The organism is Vallitalea sediminicola (assembly GCF_054408565.1).
The window spans coordinates 13788-31760 of the sequence record NZ_BTPT01000073.1; the positions used below are offsets into that span (position 1 = coordinate 13788).

17 protein-coding genes and 1 riboswitch are annotated in these 17973 nt (G+C 30.4%); of the genes, 1 reads left to right on the forward strand and 16 read right to left on the reverse strand.

Annotation, left to right across the window (positions count from 1 at the left end; translation table 11 throughout):
- Positions 1–47: 47 nt before the first annotated feature.
- A riboswitch (FMN riboswitch) is annotated at positions 48–162 on the reverse strand.
- A 123-nt stretch (positions 163–285) separates the two neighbouring features.
- The 5 genes from ACX6CF_RS22890 to ACX6CF_RS22910 are packed head-to-tail and all read right to left on the reverse strand — an operon-like array spanning position 286 to position 2056.
- Positions 286–651 (reverse strand): phage holin family protein, encoded by a 366-nt coding sequence (locus ACX6CF_RS22890; protein ID WP_458787699.1) that lies wholly within the window; start codon positions 649–651, stop codon positions 286–288.
- A 14-nt stretch (positions 652–665) separates the two neighbouring features.
- On the reverse strand, positions 666–824 hold the full coding sequence (locus ACX6CF_RS22895) for a hypothetical protein (protein WP_458787700.1): 159 nt from the start codon (positions 822–824) through the stop codon (positions 666–668).
- 16 nt (positions 825–840) lie between these two features.
- Positions 841–1143: a hypothetical protein gene (locus tag ACX6CF_RS22900; protein ID WP_458787701.1), complete on the reverse strand. Its 303-nt coding sequence runs from the start codon at positions 1141–1143 to the stop codon at positions 841–843.
- A complete protein-coding gene (locus ACX6CF_RS22905; protein WP_458787702.1) occupies positions 1133–1579 on the reverse strand; it encodes an SHOCT-like domain-containing protein in 447 nt (148 codons plus the stop codon). The genes ACX6CF_RS22900 and ACX6CF_RS22905 overlap by 11 nt, the downstream gene beginning before the upstream one ends.
- A gap of 51 nt (positions 1580–1630) precedes the next feature.
- Positions 1631–2056 carry a DUF2089 family protein gene (locus ACX6CF_RS22910; RefSeq protein ID WP_458787703.1) on the reverse strand — a complete coding sequence of 142 codons (426 nt, stop codon included), beginning with the start codon at positions 2054–2056 and terminating at the stop codon, positions 1631–1633.
- Between the two features lie 310 nt (positions 2057–2366).
- Between ACX6CF_RS22910 and ACX6CF_RS22915 the strand changes: the two genes are divergently transcribed.
- Complete coding sequence (locus tag ACX6CF_RS22915) at positions 2367–4031, forward strand: sensor domain-containing diguanylate cyclase (RefSeq protein WP_458787704.1); 1665 nt, start codon at positions 2367–2369, stop codon at positions 4029–4031.
- Between the two features lie 182 nt (positions 4032–4213).
- On the opposite strand, the gene ACX6CF_RS22920 is transcribed toward ACX6CF_RS22915, so the two are convergent.
- From ACX6CF_RS22920 to ACX6CF_RS22970, 11 genes are all read right to left on the reverse strand, one after another.
- Positions 4214–6355, reverse strand: a complete 2142-nt coding sequence (locus ACX6CF_RS22920; protein WP_458787705.1) for a Tex family protein — start codon at positions 6353–6355, stop codon at positions 4214–4216.
- Positions 6356–6585: 230 nt separating this feature from the next.
- On the reverse strand, positions 6586–7794 hold the full coding sequence (locus ACX6CF_RS22925) for an aspartate kinase (RefSeq protein WP_458787706.1): 1209 nt from the start codon (positions 7792–7794) through the stop codon (positions 6586–6588).
- 40 nt (positions 7795–7834) lie between these two features.
- On the reverse strand, positions 7835–9040 hold the full coding sequence (locus ACX6CF_RS22930; protein WP_458787707.1) for a cofactor-independent phosphoglycerate mutase: 1206 nt from the start codon (positions 9038–9040) through the stop codon (positions 7835–7837).
- A gap of 56 nt (positions 9041–9096) precedes the next feature.
- Positions 9097–10335: a homoserine dehydrogenase gene (locus ACX6CF_RS22935; protein ID WP_458787708.1), complete on the reverse strand. Its 1239-nt coding sequence runs from the start codon at positions 10333–10335 to the stop codon at positions 9097–9099.
- A 5-nt stretch (positions 10336–10340) separates the two neighbouring features.
- On the reverse strand, positions 10341–10784 hold the full coding sequence (locus ACX6CF_RS22940; RefSeq protein ID WP_458787709.1) for an ACT domain-containing protein: 444 nt from the start codon (positions 10782–10784) through the stop codon (positions 10341–10343).
- A gap of 263 nt (positions 10785–11047) precedes the next feature.
- Positions 11048–11512, reverse strand: a complete 465-nt coding sequence (locus ACX6CF_RS22945) for a chemotaxis protein CheW (protein ID WP_458787710.1) — start codon at positions 11510–11512, stop codon at positions 11048–11050.
- Positions 11513–11563: 51 nt separating this feature from the next.
- Positions 11564–12668 (reverse strand): peptide chain release factor 2 gene (gene prfB / locus ACX6CF_RS22950; protein ID WP_458787711.1). Its coding sequence is split into 2 segments (ribosomal slippage): positions 11564–12592 and positions 12594–12668, totalling 1104 coding nucleotides; the frame shifts between segments, so codons are not numbered across the junction.
- Between the two features lie 44 nt (positions 12669–12712).
- Positions 12713–15292: a preprotein translocase subunit SecA gene (gene secA, locus ACX6CF_RS22955; protein ID WP_458787712.1), complete on the reverse strand. Its 2580-nt coding sequence runs from the start codon at positions 15290–15292 to the stop codon at positions 12713–12715.
- Between the two features lie 30 nt (positions 15293–15322).
- On the reverse strand, positions 15323–15868 hold the full coding sequence (locus ACX6CF_RS22960) for a hypothetical protein (protein WP_458787713.1): 546 nt from the start codon (positions 15866–15868) through the stop codon (positions 15323–15325).
- A gap of 288 nt (positions 15869–16156) precedes the next feature.
- Complete coding sequence (locus tag ACX6CF_RS22965; protein ID WP_458787714.1) at positions 16157–16810, reverse strand: polysaccharide deacetylase family protein; 654 nt, start codon at positions 16808–16810, stop codon at positions 16157–16159.
- A 36-nt stretch (positions 16811–16846) separates the two neighbouring features.
- A complete protein-coding gene (locus ACX6CF_RS22970; RefSeq protein ID WP_458787715.1) occupies positions 16847–17956 on the reverse strand; it encodes a glycoside hydrolase family 88 protein in 1110 nt (369 codons plus the stop codon).
- Positions 17957–17973 lie beyond the last annotated feature (17 nt).

The following is a 17973-nucleotide window of genomic DNA, read 5'->3' on the forward strand; positions in this document are numbered from 1 at the left end:
ACACCTTTGAAATTTCTCCAAGGTGTTATTATCATAAATAATAAATTTAATCTCTTCTCTCATCCAGACTATACTGTCGGTCTTGGAATTACACCAAGTCAGCCATTAGGCTCGCGGACTATAACCGCCGGTAGGGAATTACACCCTGCCCTGAAGAATTTTAATATTAAGTTTTTTTGTTATTATGTTTCTTATTACCATCTATATTATATTTTATTATTGTATAATTGTCAATACAGTTATTTTTTTTAGTTTCTCCATTACTACCTGTAAGAGCCAGTTATACTAGTATTTTTTCATATATCTTCTTTTGTTTTTTTTCTCATTAAGTAACACTTCATTTAATATAGTTATTACTAATGCAATTAAAGCCGATAACCAAAATCCAGATATATTAATTCCACCTACCAACTTATCCATTAACATTATCATCCAAGTATTAATAATTAAACTAAATAATCCAAAGCTTATTATATTAATAGGAAGTGTAATAAGTAATAACAACGGTTTTATTAAAGTATTCACCAAAACAAAAACTAATGCTGCTATAAATGCTGTAGATGTATGTTCAAGACTTACCCCTTGAAAAACATATGGACTTATAATAAATACTAGTACATATAGTATATATTTATAGCATATTCTATTCACGGTTATTCTCCTTTTTATAAATTAATGTTGGACTTGTTTCTATATTTTACGTTAGTATTTTTATTTAATCTAATGAATTGTTCTCTAAGTAGCATCTCTCTATAATCTTTAATGCTTCTATTTGGTTGTATATTACCAAACACACTATAATAATATAAATTTCTATCTAACATAATAATACATCCCTTCTTACTTCAAACTTATTTGAACAGTATCTTCTTTGGTTTTTATGTCAACAAAATCAAAGGGTTCACAATATTTAATTTCCTTCAGAGTTTCTAATATTTGATATATAGTCTTTAAAATACCTCTCAAATTATATTTTTTACTCTTTATAGTAATCTTAATACCTGGAGTAAAGAACGTAATAAGTGCTAATAGGTCCATAACACAATCTACTAACTGACTAAATATAAATAACGGTACAGGAATAACTATTTTAGTATTTTTGGAACGAATATTAATCTTGAGTAATTTGGCTCTATTCCACATAAATTTTTACCTGAGTTTTTCCATCTTCCTCATCATAAGTCTCCACATCCACTAGCACAGTATCTTCTAATTCACCTGATTCTAAAGCGCTTAGTATTTTATTTATATCTATAGCTCCAAGATTAATACCTTTATCGTTCATTTGTTTTTTAACATCCTCAGGTATTAAATTATTAGCTTGTGGCAAAATCCCCCCCAAAGCCTTAATCAATTTTAATGGTATATTAATATTAACTTTTGTTTCGCCTTTTTCAGTAGTTACTTTTATTCGTAAAAATTTAAATTCTCTTTTTTGAACAGCTGGTTTATATTCTTCAATAATTTTTTCTTCTTGTTCTATACCTACATTTCTTAGAGCTTGCAGTAATTCCATTCCTTCTTCAGCAGTAATTTGACCTTTTTCAATCATTTCTAGAATTTTCTTCTCTTCACTCATACTAAACAATCCTTTCATAAAAATAATATTTATATCACATATTTTTTAATTTTAGATTTTTAACTTTTTAATTTTTTCCATAGCTTCTTTTGTAGTCAATTCTCCCAGAGCCAATTTATCTAATATCTGTTGTTTTAATTCTTTCAACTCTTTCATTGAATCTCTCTTCTGAGTAATTGCTTCTCTTCTTTCGCTTCTTTTTTTACTCTCATCTTCTAGACCTAATGATTTTATTACAGAATCCAACTTACTTCTAACAGTAGGATATGATATCCCTAATTCTTTTTCTACATCTTTAATGTTCCCTCTACACATAATAAATGTATTAATAAATTCTAATTCGTCTTTTGGTAATCTACAAAATTGACAAGGTCTAAATTCTCCTTCTATTGATGTAGAACACTTGGGGCAATTCAATTTTGTTATTTCTAATTTTTCACCACAAACTGGGCATTTTCCTGGTGCTTTATATTTCATTTTTTTCACCTTCTTAATTATAATCGATTATCTTATATTAATAATATATACTACAATATTAATTTTGTCAATATATATTTTGATATTTTTAATATACTTATTAATTTTATTAATGTTTTAATTAAATATATTAATCGCATCTTTAAACATTATTATATTTATGCTTATATTATAAAATTCATGTATATTAATTGTTAAATATAATTATGTACGATATAATATATACATAATTTAAGGATAACTATAATTTTATTATATACTTGACAATATTACTTATTACTTTAGAGTTTACCGAAAGGACTGCATAGCTATGATTAATAATCCAAATCTGTATTTAAATTTTTTTCATCATAACAATAATGCATTTATTATTATAAAGGATAAGAAAATAATAGATTGTAATAATAGGATGGTTAATCTTTTTAACTACAAATCTAAAGAGGATATTATAAATCAATTTAATTTTATTTTATTTCCTAAACATCAACCAAATGGATTATCATCTGTTGTAGAATTTCATAAAATAATTAACTCAGTTGATAATAATTGTAATAAAGTATTAAGCTTCATATGTATCAAGAGTAACTCAACAGAGTTTGAAGCAGAAATTTCTATAAGCAAATATAGTGAAAATAATGATAACTTTGCTTTTGTAACTATACGATGCATTACAGATTTTACGTATGATAAAAAATTATTGGAATCAGAACAGTTCAAAAAATACATTGATGTCTCTGCTAATTATTTTGTTGCTCTTGATAACGCTGGAAATATTAATTTTATAAATAAATCATTAGGATCAATTTTAGCTAATGATAGCAAATATCTAATTGGCAAAAATTGGTTTGATATAGCATTACCTACTAATATCAGATCAAAGATAAAAAATATTTTTAATAAGTTGATGAAGGGATTCATAAGAGAAAACCAAGAAATATATAATCAACCTTTACTAACTAAATCTGGTGAAGAACGTATAGTTATGTGGTCCAATTCAATTTTAAAAGATGAATGTGGAAACATTATTGGTACATTAAGTTCTGGCCATGACATAACGGATAAATTACAGATACAAAAGCAACTAATGGAAGTTGAAACTAATTTCCAACAACTGCTGGAAAATATTAATGAAATTTTTTGGGTAAAAAATATTGATGGTGAAGATATGATTTATATCAGTTCAGCTTTTGAACATATTTTTGGTCAGAAATGGGATTATAAAAATGGAATCAAGAATTTTTATGCATCTGTTCATCCAGCTGATTTGGTAAATGTAAAATCTTCTTTCAACAACTTAATTGAAGTCGGCAGCATATCTCAACTAGAATATAGAATCATTAAATCTGATAACAGTATTAGATGGATATATTCTAGATCTTTTCCAGTTAAAAACAAGGATAATAAAATTGTGAGAATAGTAGGTGTAGCTGAAGATATTACCGAAAGAAAAGAACTACAAGACAGCTTGTATAAAATGGCTACCACCGATTATTTGACAGGTTCTTATAACCGTCAGCACTTCCTTAAAACCGCAGAAGGTTTTATAGCTTATGCCAGATTGACTAAAGATGTTGTATCGCTACTTATGCTAGATATTGATTATTTCAAAAAAGTTAATGATACCTATGGACATAGTATAGGTGATGAAGTATTACAAGAACTTGTAAAAACCTGTACTAGTTTACTTGGTGAAAAAGATCTATTCGGTAGAATTGGCGGTGAAGAATTTGCAATTATTTTAACTGGGTATAATAGAGAAGATGCATTTACTATTGCTGAGAATATAAGAAAAAATGTTGAAAACTTAACTTTAAAAATCGGAGGATACACAATTAAAATTACAATAAGTATTGGAATGTCAATATTTAGCAATACAACTTGTGATAGTGATTGTATCAGGAATTTATTAAATAATGCAGATAAAGCTCTATATCAAGCTAAAAATTCAGGTAGGAATAGAACTGTTATCTTCTAGCCATCTTTACTAGATAAATACCTTTAAATCAGATGTAATAGTTACTAAAATTAGTAGGAGCTGTCAGATAACATGATATACTCCTTCTAGGTAGACAAGTGAAATAATAAAACTTGTCACATAGAAGGGAGCATATCATATTCGACAGCCCCTTTAACGTGATTAAATTATATCTAATAATTTTATAGTTTCATTGATAATGCAATCCTCTTCTTCTTCAGATCTACATTCATTACTCTCACATTAATTATATCTCCAACAGCCACTACTTCTAGAGGGTGCTTAATATATTTATCTGCCATTTCAGATATATGCACTAATCCATCTTGGTGAACCCCAATATCAATAAACGCTCCAAAATCAATAACGTTCCTAACTGTTCCTTTTAATACCATTCCTTCTTGTAGATCTTCCATTTCTAATACATCAGTTCTTAGTATTGGTTTTGGCATCTCTTCTCTAGGATCTCGCCCAGGTTTCTCTAATTCCTTGATAATATCTCTTAGTGTTGGTACTCCTATTCCTAGTTTATCAGCCATATCTTGAACATTATTTATCTTATTATTAATTCCTTTAATCTTATTATGATCCAAGTCTTCAAGTTCATTGCCTATTTCCTTTACCAATTGTTTACTAGCAATATATGACTCAGGATGAACACCTGTATTGTCAAGTGGATTATCTCCACCTATTATCCTTAAAAAACCTGCGCATTGTTCATATGCTTTTGGTCCTAATTTTGAAACCTTTAGTAATTGTTTACGACTAGAAAATTTGCCTTCCGTTTCTCTATAAATCACAATATTTTTTGCTATTGTTTTACTTATACCCGAAATATATTGTAACAAAGATGGTGATGCCGTATTTAGGTCTACCCCTACTTTGTTAACACTGTCTTCAACTACACCTGTTAGTGTTTCTCCTAATTTTTTCTGGTTCATATCATGTTGGTATTGACCCACACCAATTGATTTTGGATCGATTTTAACTAACTCTGCAAGTGGATCCTGTAACCTTCTTCCTATTGATACTGCACTTCTTAATGCAACATCAAATTGCGGAAATTCTTCTGTCCCAAGCTTTGATGCTGAATACACAGAAGCTCCTGCTTCATTAACAATTATATAGTGAATGTTTTTATCTATTTCTTTCAACATATCTGCAACAAAAAGTTCAGATTCTCTAGAGGCAGTACCATTACCTATAGCTATAATATCAACATCATGCTTTTGAATAAGTGATTTCAATTTGGTTTTTGCCTCTTCAACTTTATTTAACGGTGGTGTTGGATATACTACTGTTGTAGCTAATACTTTACCTGTTCCATCAATTACTGCAATTTTACAGCCTGTTCTAAAAGCTGGGTCTAGTGCAAGTACAACTTTTCCCATAATAGGCGGTTGCATAAGTAATTGGTCTAAATTTTTCCCAAAAACTTTTATTGCTCCTTCTTCAGCAGTCTCTGTCAAATCAGATCTTATTTCTCTCTCAATAGCTGGTGAAATTAATCTTTTATAACTGTCGAAAATAACTTCTTCTAATACAGGTGTAGTATAAGTATTATCTTCTCTAATAACTTTATTTCTAAGATATTGTTCAATTTCTTGGATAGGTGCTTCTATTTTAGCAACTAATATTTTTTCTTTTTCTCCTCTGTTTATTGCCAATATCCTATGAGGAGCAATTTTTTTGATATCTTCATCGTATTCATAATACATTTCATATACTGATTCAACTTTTTTATCTTTTGCCTTTACTATTAATTTACCTTTTGTGAATATTCTTCTTCTTATTTCTTTCCTGAAATCCGCTTCATCTGATATCATTTCAGCAAGTATATCCTTTGCCCCATTTATTGCATCTTCGGGGGTCTTCACATCTTTTTCTTCATTTATATATTCCATAGCAATTTCTTGGACAGGTACTTTCAAATTTTGCATCCATATTTTGATAGCTAATGGTTCTAATCCTTTTTCTTTAGCTATAGTAGCCCTTGTCCTTCTTTTTGGTCTATATGGTCTATAAAGATCATCAACTTCTACTAGTGTTTTTGCTGATAATATAGTATTTTTCAGTTCCTCAGTTAGTTTTCCCTGTTCTTCAATACTAGCAATAACTTGTTCTTTCTTAGACTCTAAATTCCTTAGATAAGTAAGACGATCATTAAAATCACGTAATATCTCATCACTTAAAGATCCTGTCATCTCCTTACGATATCTTGCGATAAAAGGTATAGTATTACCTTCATCAATTAATTTGACTGTTGCTTCAACCTGCCAAGTCTTGATATCCAATTCCTTCTCTAGTACTTTTAAAATATCCATAACCTACTAGCTCCTTTACTGTAAACTCTATTAAATATTATATATTAATGATACTTACGGTACAAGGATTTTAACGCAATCTTTAACTAATTATTTGTTTTTTTAAATTGCTTTCAAGAGAATTTCCTCCTATAAGAAAAGTAATACTTTCTTATAACACAAAAAAGTTACCCTTTATAAGAGCAACTTCCTTAGTATAGATATAATATTCTTATATTTATTTTCGCCAATTAAAATCTATCTTTAAATCCTTCATGTATTGCATTTACAGCACTGTCAGTATCTTTTTCATTAATAAGTACTGAAATCTTAATCTCAGATGTTGATATCATTTTTATATTTATATCAGCATCGTAAAGGCTTTCAAACATTACTGCTGCTACTCCAGGATTAGAAGCCATACCAGCACCTACAATAGAAACTTTTGATACTGAATCATCATATTCTATTTTTTCAGAAGATATTCTTGAAAGATTTTCTTGTAGAATTTTTTTAGTGTCTTCTAATGAATCTCTAGGCACTGTAAATGATATATCTTTTGTATTGTTTCTACCTATTGATTGTAAAATAATATCAACATTAATATTATGTTTTGCAAGTATTGAAAATAGTGAAAACGCTTTTCCTGGTTCATCTTTAATTCCAATTGCAGCAACTCTAGCAACATTCTTATCAGCAGCAACGCCACTTACTAACATTTTTTCCATTTTACATTCCTCCCTAACAATAGTTCCTTCAGCTTTTGTCAAACTTGAGCGTACAACTAATTCCACACCATATTTCTTGGCAAGCTCTACTGAACGGTTATGAAGAACTTTTGCACCAAGTGAAGCTAATTCTAACATTTCATCATAAGTAATCTCATCTATCTTAATTGCATCTTTTACAATTCTAGGATCAGCAGTATATACTCCATCTACATCTGTAAATATTTCACATTTGTCAGCATTAAGTTCTGCTGCTATAGCTACTGCTGTTGTATCAGATCCACCTCTACCCAATGTAGTTATATCATCATATTTATTAATACCTTGGAACCCTGTCACAAGTACAATGTTCTTTCTTTCAAGTTCTGAGTTAATTCTCTCAGCATCTATTCGCTTGAGTCTTGCATTACTATAAACAGATGTAGTATTCATTTTAACTTGAAAAGCATTAAGTGATACTGCTGGATATCCTAAATTCTGTAATGCCATAGCCATTAGTGCCACAGATTGTTGTTCTCCTGTTGTAAGAATCATATCCATTTCTCTTCTTGAAGGATTTGGATTAATTTCTTTCGCTTTTGCTATTAATTCATCTGTAGTATCTCCTTGTGCCGATAAGACAACTACAACTTTATGACCTTTATTATAATCTTCTAGTATTCTTTCTGCAACGTTATATACTCTTTCTTTATTCGCTACAGAGCTACCTCCAAATTTCTTTACAATTAACAAGTTATTTCCTCCTCTTTAGGTATCTAATTAGTATATGTATTTATTTTAAGAAATAGTCCATAAGTTCATGACCTTTCGTAAATACATTCCCCGTAGTTTTACATGATTCTTCATCATATTTTACATTAGATTCATTTATTCTAGAACTATCATATATTAAATAAGGTACTGCCTTATTTGTATGTGTTCTAATGGCTAGAGGTGTTGGATGGTCGGGTAGTATCATTATCTTATAGTCTTCTTCAAACTTATCAAGTTCTTCTTTTATGTATTTAACAACTTCTCCATCTATAAGTTCTATTGATTTGACTTTATTATCAATTTCTCCTCTATGTCCACATTCATCTGGTGCTTCCATATGTACGTATACAAAGTCTTCACCCGATTTCAGAACTTCTATAGCAGCTTTTGCCTTACCTTTAAAATTAGTGTTGATATTACCTGTAACACCTTCAACTTGAACATTTTTCATTTCAGCAGCTATAGCTATTCCTTTTAATAAATCAACAGCTGATATCATAGCCCCTTTTTTATTATATTTATCACTAAAAGACTTTAAGGTTGGTTTTGTCCCTTCACCCCATATCCATATGGAGTTAGCAGGTCTCAGCCCTTTTTCTTTTCTTCTTATATTGATTGGATGATTTTTAAGTAATTCATTACTTAACACCATCATTTGTTTTATTTTATCCGAATTAGTTCCTTTTGGCAAATAGTTTTTTATATTTTTTTCTAGTATATCATGAGGTGGTGTTAGATTGACATCTGTACTACCTTTATGCCATATTATAGCATGTCTATAACTAGTCCCTGTATAAAATTTGATTGTATCATTACCTAAGTACTTTTCAAGATATTTAATTAATTCATCTGCTTCTTCAGTTGTAATTTCATCTGAACTATGATCAGTTATCGTTTTATCTTCATATGAACCTTCTTCACTTAATGTAACCAGATTACATCTAAAGCTAACATCATTACTTTCCATATCAACACCAATACTTAAAGCTTCCAGTGGTGACCTTCCAGTATAATATTTTTGAGGGTCATATCCCAAAACTGACAAATTAGCAGTATCACTTCCTGGAGCTAAACCATCTGGAATAGTGTTTACCAAACCGACTTCACCCATGTTTGCTAAAGAATCAATATTTTCTTTATCGGCTACCTGTAAAGGTGTTTTGTTACCTAACTGCTTTACAGGTTCATCAGCCATACCGTCTCCTAGTATTACAACATATTTCATATATTCTCATCCCTTCGCTGTCAAGCGGCAGTTATATGTTAATTAATAAGTATTCATTATTTATCTATTCTTATTACACTTAAAACTTCTGATGCTATATTTTTTGCATTAAGGTCATTTATTTTTTCTTTCAGTATTCCTTCTTTGAAAATATCTGTAATAAAAGCTATTTCATCAACTTTATCGTCAATCTTAACGTACTCCACATCACCAAACATGTCTTTTATTTGATTACGTACCATATCTATACTTTTAGGTACTAATCTAATAAAGCATCTTGATGAAACGTTATCAACACTCATCAATTCCATCTTCTTAGTACTCCAAAACGAAACAATATTTCTCTCAAGATGTTTTACTGCATCAACAATGTCTGCTACTACTGCACTTGCCGTTGGTAATTTACCTGCACCTTTACCATAAAACATAACGTCTCCTATTACATTTCCTTTAACAAATATAGCATTAAAAACGCCATTAACATTAGATAAAGGATGATCTTTTCCAATCATCATAGGTGAAACCATAGCATAAACTTTTTCATCTTTCTTCTTACTTGTTGCTAATAGCTTAATATCAAATCCTAATTTTTTAGCATATTTCATATCTATATCTGATATTTTTGTTATACCTTCTGTATATATATCTTCAAAATCAACTTGCATACCGAAAGCAAGTGATGAAAGTATAGCTATCTTTCTACATGCATCAAACCCTTCAACATCTGCTTCTGGGTTTCTTTCTGCATAACCTTTATCTTGTGCTTCTTTTAATACAGTCTCAAAATCTAGTCCTTCGTCTGCCATTTTACTTAGAATAAAGTTAGTAGTACCATTTAATATCCCAGTAATTTCATATATTTCGTCAGCAGTTAGTGATTGATTAAGTGGTCTAATAATAGGTATCCCACCACCTACACTAGCCTCAAATAAGAAATTAATATTCTTATCTCTTGCGATTTGAAGTAATTCTGCTCCATGACGTGCTACTAATTCTTTATTGGAAGTAACAACACTTTTTCCACATAGAAGTGCTTTTTTTACAAAAGTATATGCAGGTTCTACGCCTCCCATAACTTCAGCAATCACTTTCACACTAGAATCATTAAGAATATCTTCATAGTTTTTTGTTAGTATATCCTCTATAGCTGATCCTGGAAAATCTCTTAAATCTAATACGTATTTTAGATTGATTTTTTTCCCTGCTCTTTTATTAATGCTATCTTTGTTGGTTGTAAGTACTTCCACTACCCCTGAACCAACTGTACCGTATCCTAATATTGCAACATCTACCATTTATTTCACTCCCTAGCTAATATTTTTACTTGATGTATTCCTTCATGACTTTCTAATGATATAATCATTTCTTGTATATCACCAGATGTTGGAAGTATCTCCATACTTAATGTTATATTGGCAACACCGTTAATTGGTATTGTTTGATGTATTGTTAGTATATTTGCCTTGTACTGGGCAACAATATTTAATATGCATGATAGTAATCCTGGTTCGTCATCAAGACCTAGAGCAACTGTTATAGCTCTTCCTCTGGAATTATCATAAAATGGAAATATTGTATCTTTGTATTTATAAAATGAACTACGACTTATTCCAACAGAATCTACTGCTTCTTGTATCGTTATTGCTTTTTCCTTTTCCAAAAGTTTTTTTGCTTGAACAACCTTCAAGAAGACTTCTGGTAAAGCTTTTCTTTTGATTATATAATATCTTGCTGTATCAGGCATTTCATCACCTTCACTGTTTTTCTATTAAAAACATTTGTTTTTGTTACGGAGATTATACCACTTATTTAATAAAAATTCAAGTGATATGCATAAAATAAGTTAGAAAATTTAATATTGCTTTATTTTACATATCTGGTCTGTGTCTTTAATTATGTTTTAAGCAATAAAAAACCTTGTGTTTTGATAAACACAAGATTTTTGGCTGTTAGCACTTAATATTTGATGAACATATCTATATAATGGATTATTACAAGTCTGTATAATTATTCTTGTTCTTCTGATACCTTCCCTAGCTCTAGATGTTCTTCTTCTGATATTATTAAATCAATATCTATTAGAATAACCATTCGTTCTTCCATTTTAGCTATGCTTTTAATGTATTTTCTATTAATTCCCGTAACGATTTTTGGAGCTTCCTCAATATTTTTATCATCGATATTTAATATTTCCTGAACAGAATCAACTATAAATCCTATTTTCATATCGTTTGTTACTGTTACGATGATTTTGGTATTTTCATTTGACTCTTTTTCTTTTAGATTAAATTTCTTTCTTAAACTATAAACTGGTAATACGCTACCCCTAAGATTAATGATACCTGTTATATACTCTGGAGTATTTGGTGTTTTGACAACTTCTTGATATTTTTCGATTGTTATGACTTTCATTATATCCAAACCATATTCTTCTTTATCGAGCTTAAATATAACCTGTTGCATTGTAGACATATCCTTCACTCCTTTTGTAATTTTTATGACATCATAAATAATATTGTTTATTTAGAGGGCCAACCATTGTAAATAAGCATTAATGAATAAATCTATCTTTCCATCCATTACACTTTGTACATTGCCAATTTCTGCACTAGTTCTATGATCCTTTACCATACTATATGGATGCATTACATATGAACGTATTTGGTTACCCCAACCTATTTCTTTGACTTCCCCTCTTATTCCTTCCATTTTTTCCATTTGTTCTTGTCGTCTTATTTCGTATAATTTTGCTTTTAACATCTTCATAGCTCTGTCTTTGTTTTTGTGTTGTGAACGTTCATTTTGACATTGAACAACTACACCCGTCGGCATATGGGTTATTCTAACAGCTGAGTCTGTTTTGTTAATATGTTGTCCACCAGCTCCACTTGCACGATAAGTATCTATTTTGATTTCATCGTCGTTTATCTCAAGATCAATATCATCATCTAATTCTGGCAAAACATCTAATGATGCAAAAGATGTATGCCTTCTTCCTGATGAATCAAATGGAGATATTCTTACTAGACGATGTACACCTTTTTCTGATTTTAGATATCCATAGGCATTCTCACCATTTATCTGAATTGTCACAGATTTAACTCCTGCTTCTTCGCCATCCAAATAGTCTAGAGTCTCTATTTTATACCCTTTATCATCTGCCCATCTAGTATACATTCTAAGTAACATACTTACCCAATCACAAGATTCTGTTCCACCTGCACCAGCATGTAAAGATATTATAGCATTATTAGCATCATATTCTCCTGATAGAAGAGTCTTAGTTCTAAGCTCTTCATAATTATTGATAAACTCTTTTTTTGCAGATGAGACTTCTTTGATGATTTCGTCGTCATTTTCTTCTATTCCCATTTCAATGAGAGTTTCTAAGTCTTCATAATCTTGCACAAGATTGTTATAATTATCTACTTTATCTTTTAGTTGTTTAATTTCCTTTAATACTTTACCTGAATTCTCTGCATCATTCCAGAATTCTTCTGATGCAACCTTAGCTTCTAATTCTTGTATTTTATTTTTTACATTGACCAAGTCAAAGTGAAACACTCATTTCATTTAGCTTCTCTTTGTATGCTTGTAATTCTAACTTGCTTTGTTCTAGTTCTAGCATTTTATCACCTCTATATTTTTATCATATACTTTTTTCAGTATATCTTATTGATTTCTGCCACAACAATATTTATATTTTTTACCGCTTCCACATGGGCATAATTCATTTCTTCCTACTTTTCTTTCTTTTCTTCTTACTGGTTGCTTAGCGGCCTGTTGCTCTCCTCTATTGGTTGAAGTAACTTTTGCTACTCTTTCTCTTTCTATTTTTCTTGCAGGTCTAATATGATATAGAGTCCTAAGAGTAGTTTCTTGTATATTATTCGACATTTCTTCAAACATATCAAATCCAAGGAATTTATATTCTACTAAAGGATCTCTTTGACCATATGCACGTAGTCCTATACCTTGACGCATTTGGTCCATGTTGTCAATATGATCCATCCATTTTTGATCTATTGCTTTTAGTAAGATAACACGTTCAGCTTCACGCATAAATTCTTCTTCGTCAAATTCATGTTCTTTATCTACGTAAAGTTTATCAGCGATTTCGTATAATTTTTCTTTGAATTTCTCCTTAGTCAATGCTTCTCTTTCTTCTTCTGTTGTATGAATGGATTTTATTGGTACAATTTCGCCTAGAGATTCCATGAGTCCTGGTATATCCCATTCATCAAATTCTTGTTCATCTCCTGTATGAGCATCCACGAATCTTCCAATAACTTCATTTATCATACTCATGACGAAGTCTCTCATGTTGTCGCCTTCAAGAACTTTCTTTCTTTCACCATATATAATTTCTCTTTGCTCATTCATGACTTGGTCATAATCAAGTAAGTGCTTTCTTATAGAGAAGTTATTTCCTTCGACTTTTTTCTGAGCATTCTCTATTGCATTAGATAAAATACCTGCTGCAATTGGTTCACCTTCAGGTAGTCCTAATCTTGTAACAGTATTTTTCATTCTTTCAGAACCAAATAAACGCATTAAATCATCATCTAATGAAATATAGAACTTAGATTCACCTGGGTCACCTTGACGTCCTGAACGACCTCTCAGCTGATTATCTATACGCCTTGATTCATGACGTTCTGTACCTATTATCTTAAGTCCTCCTGTTTCAATAACACCTTCACCTAATTTTATATCTGTACCACGACCAGCCATATTAGTTGCAATGGTAATAGCGCCTTTTTGCCCTGCCATAGCTACTATTTCAGCTTCTTTTTCATGATATTTGGCATTAAGTACTTTATGCACAACTCCTTTTTTTCTTAGCATCTTACTTAGTTCTTCTGATGATTCTATTGTTATGGTACCAACCAAAACGGGCTGTCCTCTATCGTAACATTCTGCGATGTCATTAATAACAGCATTTACCTTTTCATGATGTGATTTATATACTTGGTCTGGATTGTCTTTTCTAATTACAGGTTCATTAGTTGGTATAGCTATTACGTCCATACCATATATTTCTCTGAATTCTTCTTCTTCAGTTAATGCTGTACCTGTCATACCAGATTTTTTATTATATTTATTGAAATAATTTTGGAAAGTAATAGTTGCAAGGGTTTTACTTTCTCTTCTTACTCTCACACTTTCTTTTGCTTCTATTGCTTGATGTAAACCGTTAGAATATCTCCTACCCGGCATTAAACGTCCAGTAAATTCATCAACAATTAGTATTTCTTCTTCCTTTATTACATAATCTTTATCTTTAAACATAGTGTTATGTGCTTTTAAAGCTAATATAACATGGTGTTGTATTTCCATATTTTCTGGATCAGCTAAGTTATCTACTTGGAAAAATTGTTCAACTTTTTTCAGACCATCAGCAGTTAGAGATACTGATTTTGCCTTTTCATCAACTACATAATCTCCTTCTTCTTGAATCTCTTCATTAAGTAAGGCACTCATCTTAGATATTTCTCCGATTACTTTTCCTTTTTGTAATCGTCTAGCTATAATATCTGCCTGTTGATATAAATGTGTTGATTTACTACTATTACCTGAAATGATTAATGGTGTTCTAGCTTCGTCAATTAATACAGAGTCAACCTCATCAATTACAACATAGTTCAGATCTCTTTGTACCCTTTCTTTTTTATAAATAACCATGTTATCTCTAAGGTAGTCAAATCCAAATTCATTATTGGTACCGTATGTAACATCACAGTTATAAGCTGCTCTTCTTTCTTCATTATCTATTCCATTAACAATAACACCTACTGTTAATCCAAGAAATTCATGTATTCTACCAATGTTTTCAGCATCACGTGTGGCTAAGTAATCGTTGACTGTAACTACATGAACCCCTTTTCCTTCTAGAGCATTCAAGTATGCTGTAAAAGGAGCTACAAAAGTTTTACCTTCTCCTGTCTTCATCTCAGCTATTCTACCCTGATGAAGGATTATAGCACCAATCAATTGGACTCTATAAGGTCTTATGTTCACTGCACGCTTAGAAGTCTCTCTTACTACTGCATAAGCTTCAATTAATATATCGTCTAATGTTTCTCCATTTTTAAGTCTTTCTCTAAATTCAGTGGTCTTATTTTTTAATTGATCATCAGTTAATTTTTCCATTTCTGGCTCTAAAGCTTCTATTTTATCTACTAATGGTAGTATTCTCTTTATTTCTTTGTTACTATGTGTCCCAAACACTTTTTCGTATAATCTTTTCATATATATTCACCTTTCACTTTTAGTTTTTTATTATTGTATTATTTTAGTGGAAGTATGTTTAATATTCATTTTATTCAATATAACCTTATATTCAATATATTTTCCATTTTTATTTGATTTATTTTTTTCTCTAAAATATTCTTCTAGAATATTATTAGTATCAGTGTAAAAAGTTACTGGTAATGGGTTCGTCTCATCATCGGTTCCTTCTATAATAACATTACCTTTAATGTGATTATCTATCAAAACAGGTTTATATGTATGTGTATATTCTTTGCTACACATTAACCTAGAATTCTCTATTTTATTATTAAGATAATTTTGTATCAAGCTATATAATCTTTTGAATTTATCCTTTTTGTTCAACCTATTATCAAGAGTATTTTCTAGTTCTTTAAAAACAGTTCCATTAAGAACCTGTTCTAGATTCCATTGACCATTAGCACGTATGGGCATAGTGGAATTGTTTTGTACACTACTTATCTGAGCATGAGAAATAAATGCTGATGGTAAACATATCGCATATATTAATAATATTCCAGATATCGTTATATATTTTCTACATATTTTACCCATATTGAACCTCCTAATAGTATTATTGGAATTAAACTTATATTTTATGATTTAATATAATTTATAAGTCCTCAATATTTTACCACTAATCTTTATATTATTCAACTTTTTAGCAATATCTCTTTATTGGCATTATCTTTTTCATGTGAATAGTGTAAAAAATTATAAATACAGATAATAATAGTTTAATTCATATAAAAATAACAACTCCGATTTTGTGAGTTGTTATCTATTTAAAATGTTTTTTATACTTATTACTATTAATTATAATCTTAATTATTATATAAAGCTCTAACACCTCTTATTCTTTAATCTATACCTAACAAATTCAATATTTGTTGTTGACCAAATATCATCTCTTAATAGTTTTTTTAATAATTTCTCTAATTGTTCCCATGATTCTTCAGAAACAAATTCATAACTATGCCCCCATACATAGAGTAATTGGGCATTTTCATCCTCAAGAAATTTGTCTATTACTTGATCTAATCTACTATGATGACAAGTAGGATGTAATTTCAAAAAATCTTTTGGGATTGTAAAGTCCAAGGTTGACCTTGTTGTTCTACCATATTGAATATCCAATTCATTAAGTACCTCAAATGTTTTATCATCATAGGCACCATAGGGATATGACATCCCTTTAACTTCATGACCCATTAACGCTTCTAAATTTGTTTTATCGGTATTCATTTCTTCAAATATCTGTTCTTTAGTCAGCTTTGTCAACCATGGATGAGTTAAAGAATGAGCTGAAACTTCATGTCCTTGAAATAATTCTTTAATCTCTGCGCTATTCAAATGTCCTTCTGTATCTAATTTACCAGAATTCAAATGAAATGTTCCTTTCAGATTATATTTGTTAAAAAGTTCTACCAGTCTTCTATCATTTGTTACTCCATCATCATAACTTAAAATAACAGCTTTTTTCTTATTTGATTCCATTGTCTCATCTCCATAAATTTCTCTTGTAATTCTATATTACCATATTAAATCATATTTACCCTTTAATTTTAATAATCCTTCTAAATAATAATAATCTCCATATATGATTGGAACATTGATGTTCTTATCTGCTGGTAAATGGACTGTACCAAACTTTATCAACCCTTCTTCTTCATCTTCCCATGCACCATAGTTATCCCCTAAGGATTTTAGCATTATTGATGCTATATCTATGTAGTACTCACGATCTTTTTCACAAAATCTTGCTATTTCTAATATTCCACTAGCTGCACAAGCTACTGCTGAACTGTCCATGGCATAGCTAGTCTCCTTGGAAGCTCTAAAATCCCACACAGCCATATAATCATCTCTTAAATTATTGATGAAGAACTTAGATACTTTTTTTGCTGCATCTAGATATTTCTTATCACCTACATATTTATAGGCTAAAGCCATTCCATAGATACACCATGCTGCACCTCTAGCCCAAGCTGAATCTGGAGAATAACCCTGTCCCCCTAATACTTTGACAACGTTTCCCTTTTCTGGATCAAAGCAGACTATATGTCTAACAGAACCATCTTCTCTAATGAATTCTTTAAGAACAGTGTCTGTATGAGCGATAGCAATAGCTTTAAAACGAGGGTCTTTCTCATATTCTGATGCCCAATACAATAATGGCAGATTCATCAAACAATCTATGATTGCCCATCCTGTACAATCTTGTTGTATATTATTATTCCATGCTCTTATGAAATTGCCATTTAAGTTAAATCTTCCAGCAAGATGTGAAGCTGCTATAAGTCCCCTTCTTAATGACTCCATATTTTCATCATACTTATAATGAGCTACTGCAGAAAGTAGCCACATAAAACCTACATCATGATGAAGTGTAAAATAATTATTTAATGGTTTATCCAATTTTTCTTCGCAACTAATAGCAAAGATCTTGAATTTTTCATTTTTTGTCTCGTTATAAGCCAACCATAGTATTCCAGACCAAAATCCTGACGTCCACCAACTAGGCTCTGTTGCATCATACTTACCTTGATGTGACACGTGAGGAAACGTGTCTCTAATGCGATCACTCGTATTACTAATTTTATTTAAAGCTCTTTCAATTGCTTGTGCTAACCATTTTTCCATTATTAATTCCTCCATAA

Coding starts and splice junctions, on each gene's coding strand:
- ACX6CF_RS22960 (WP_458787713.1), bottom strand. CDS start 15,868: ATGGGTAAAATATGTAGAAAATATATAACGATATCTGGAATATTATTA.
- ACX6CF_RS22915 (WP_458787704.1), top strand. CDS start 2,367: ATGATTAATAATCCAAATCTGTATTTAAATTTTTTTCATCATAACAAT.
- ACX6CF_RS22910 (WP_458787703.1), bottom strand. CDS start 2,056: ATGAAATATAAAGCACCAGGAAAATGCCCAGTTTGTGGTGAAAAATTA.
- ACX6CF_RS22940 (WP_458787709.1), bottom strand. CDS start 10,784: ATGCCTGATACAGCAAGATATTATATAATCAAAAGAAAAGCTTTACCA.
- ACX6CF_RS22900 (WP_458787701.1), bottom strand. CDS start 1,143: ATGTGGAATAGAGCCAAATTACTCAAGATTAATATTCGTTCCAAAAAT.
- ACX6CF_RS22935 (WP_458787708.1), bottom strand. CDS start 10,335: ATGGTAGATGTTGCAATATTAGGATACGGTACAGTTGGTTCAGGGGTA.
- ACX6CF_RS22920 (WP_458787705.1), bottom strand. CDS start 6,355: ATGGATATTTTAAAAGTACTAGAGAAGGAATTGGATATCAAGACTTGG.
- ACX6CF_RS22930 (WP_458787707.1), bottom strand. CDS start 9,040: ATGAAATATGTTGTAATACTAGGAGACGGTATGGCTGATGAACCTGTA.
- ACX6CF_RS22945 (WP_458787710.1), bottom strand. CDS start 11,512: ATGTCTACAATGCAACAGGTTATATTTAAGCTCGATAAAGAAGAATAT.
- ACX6CF_RS22970 (WP_458787715.1), bottom strand. CDS start 17,956: ATGGAAAAATGGTTAGCACAAGCAATTGAAAGAGCTTTAAATAAAATT.
- secA (WP_458787712.1), bottom strand. CDS start 15,292: ATGAAAAGATTATACGAAAAAGTGTTTGGGACACATAGTAACAAAGAA.
- ACX6CF_RS22905 (WP_458787702.1), bottom strand. CDS start 1,579: ATGAGTGAAGAGAAGAAAATTCTAGAAATGATTGAAAAAGGTCAAATT.
- ACX6CF_RS22965 (WP_458787714.1), bottom strand. CDS start 16,810: ATGGAATCAAATAAGAAAAAAGCTGTTATTTTAAGTTATGATGATGGA.
- ACX6CF_RS22895 (WP_458787700.1), bottom strand. CDS start 824: ATGTTAGATAGAAATTTATATTATTATAGTGTGTTTGGTAATATACAA.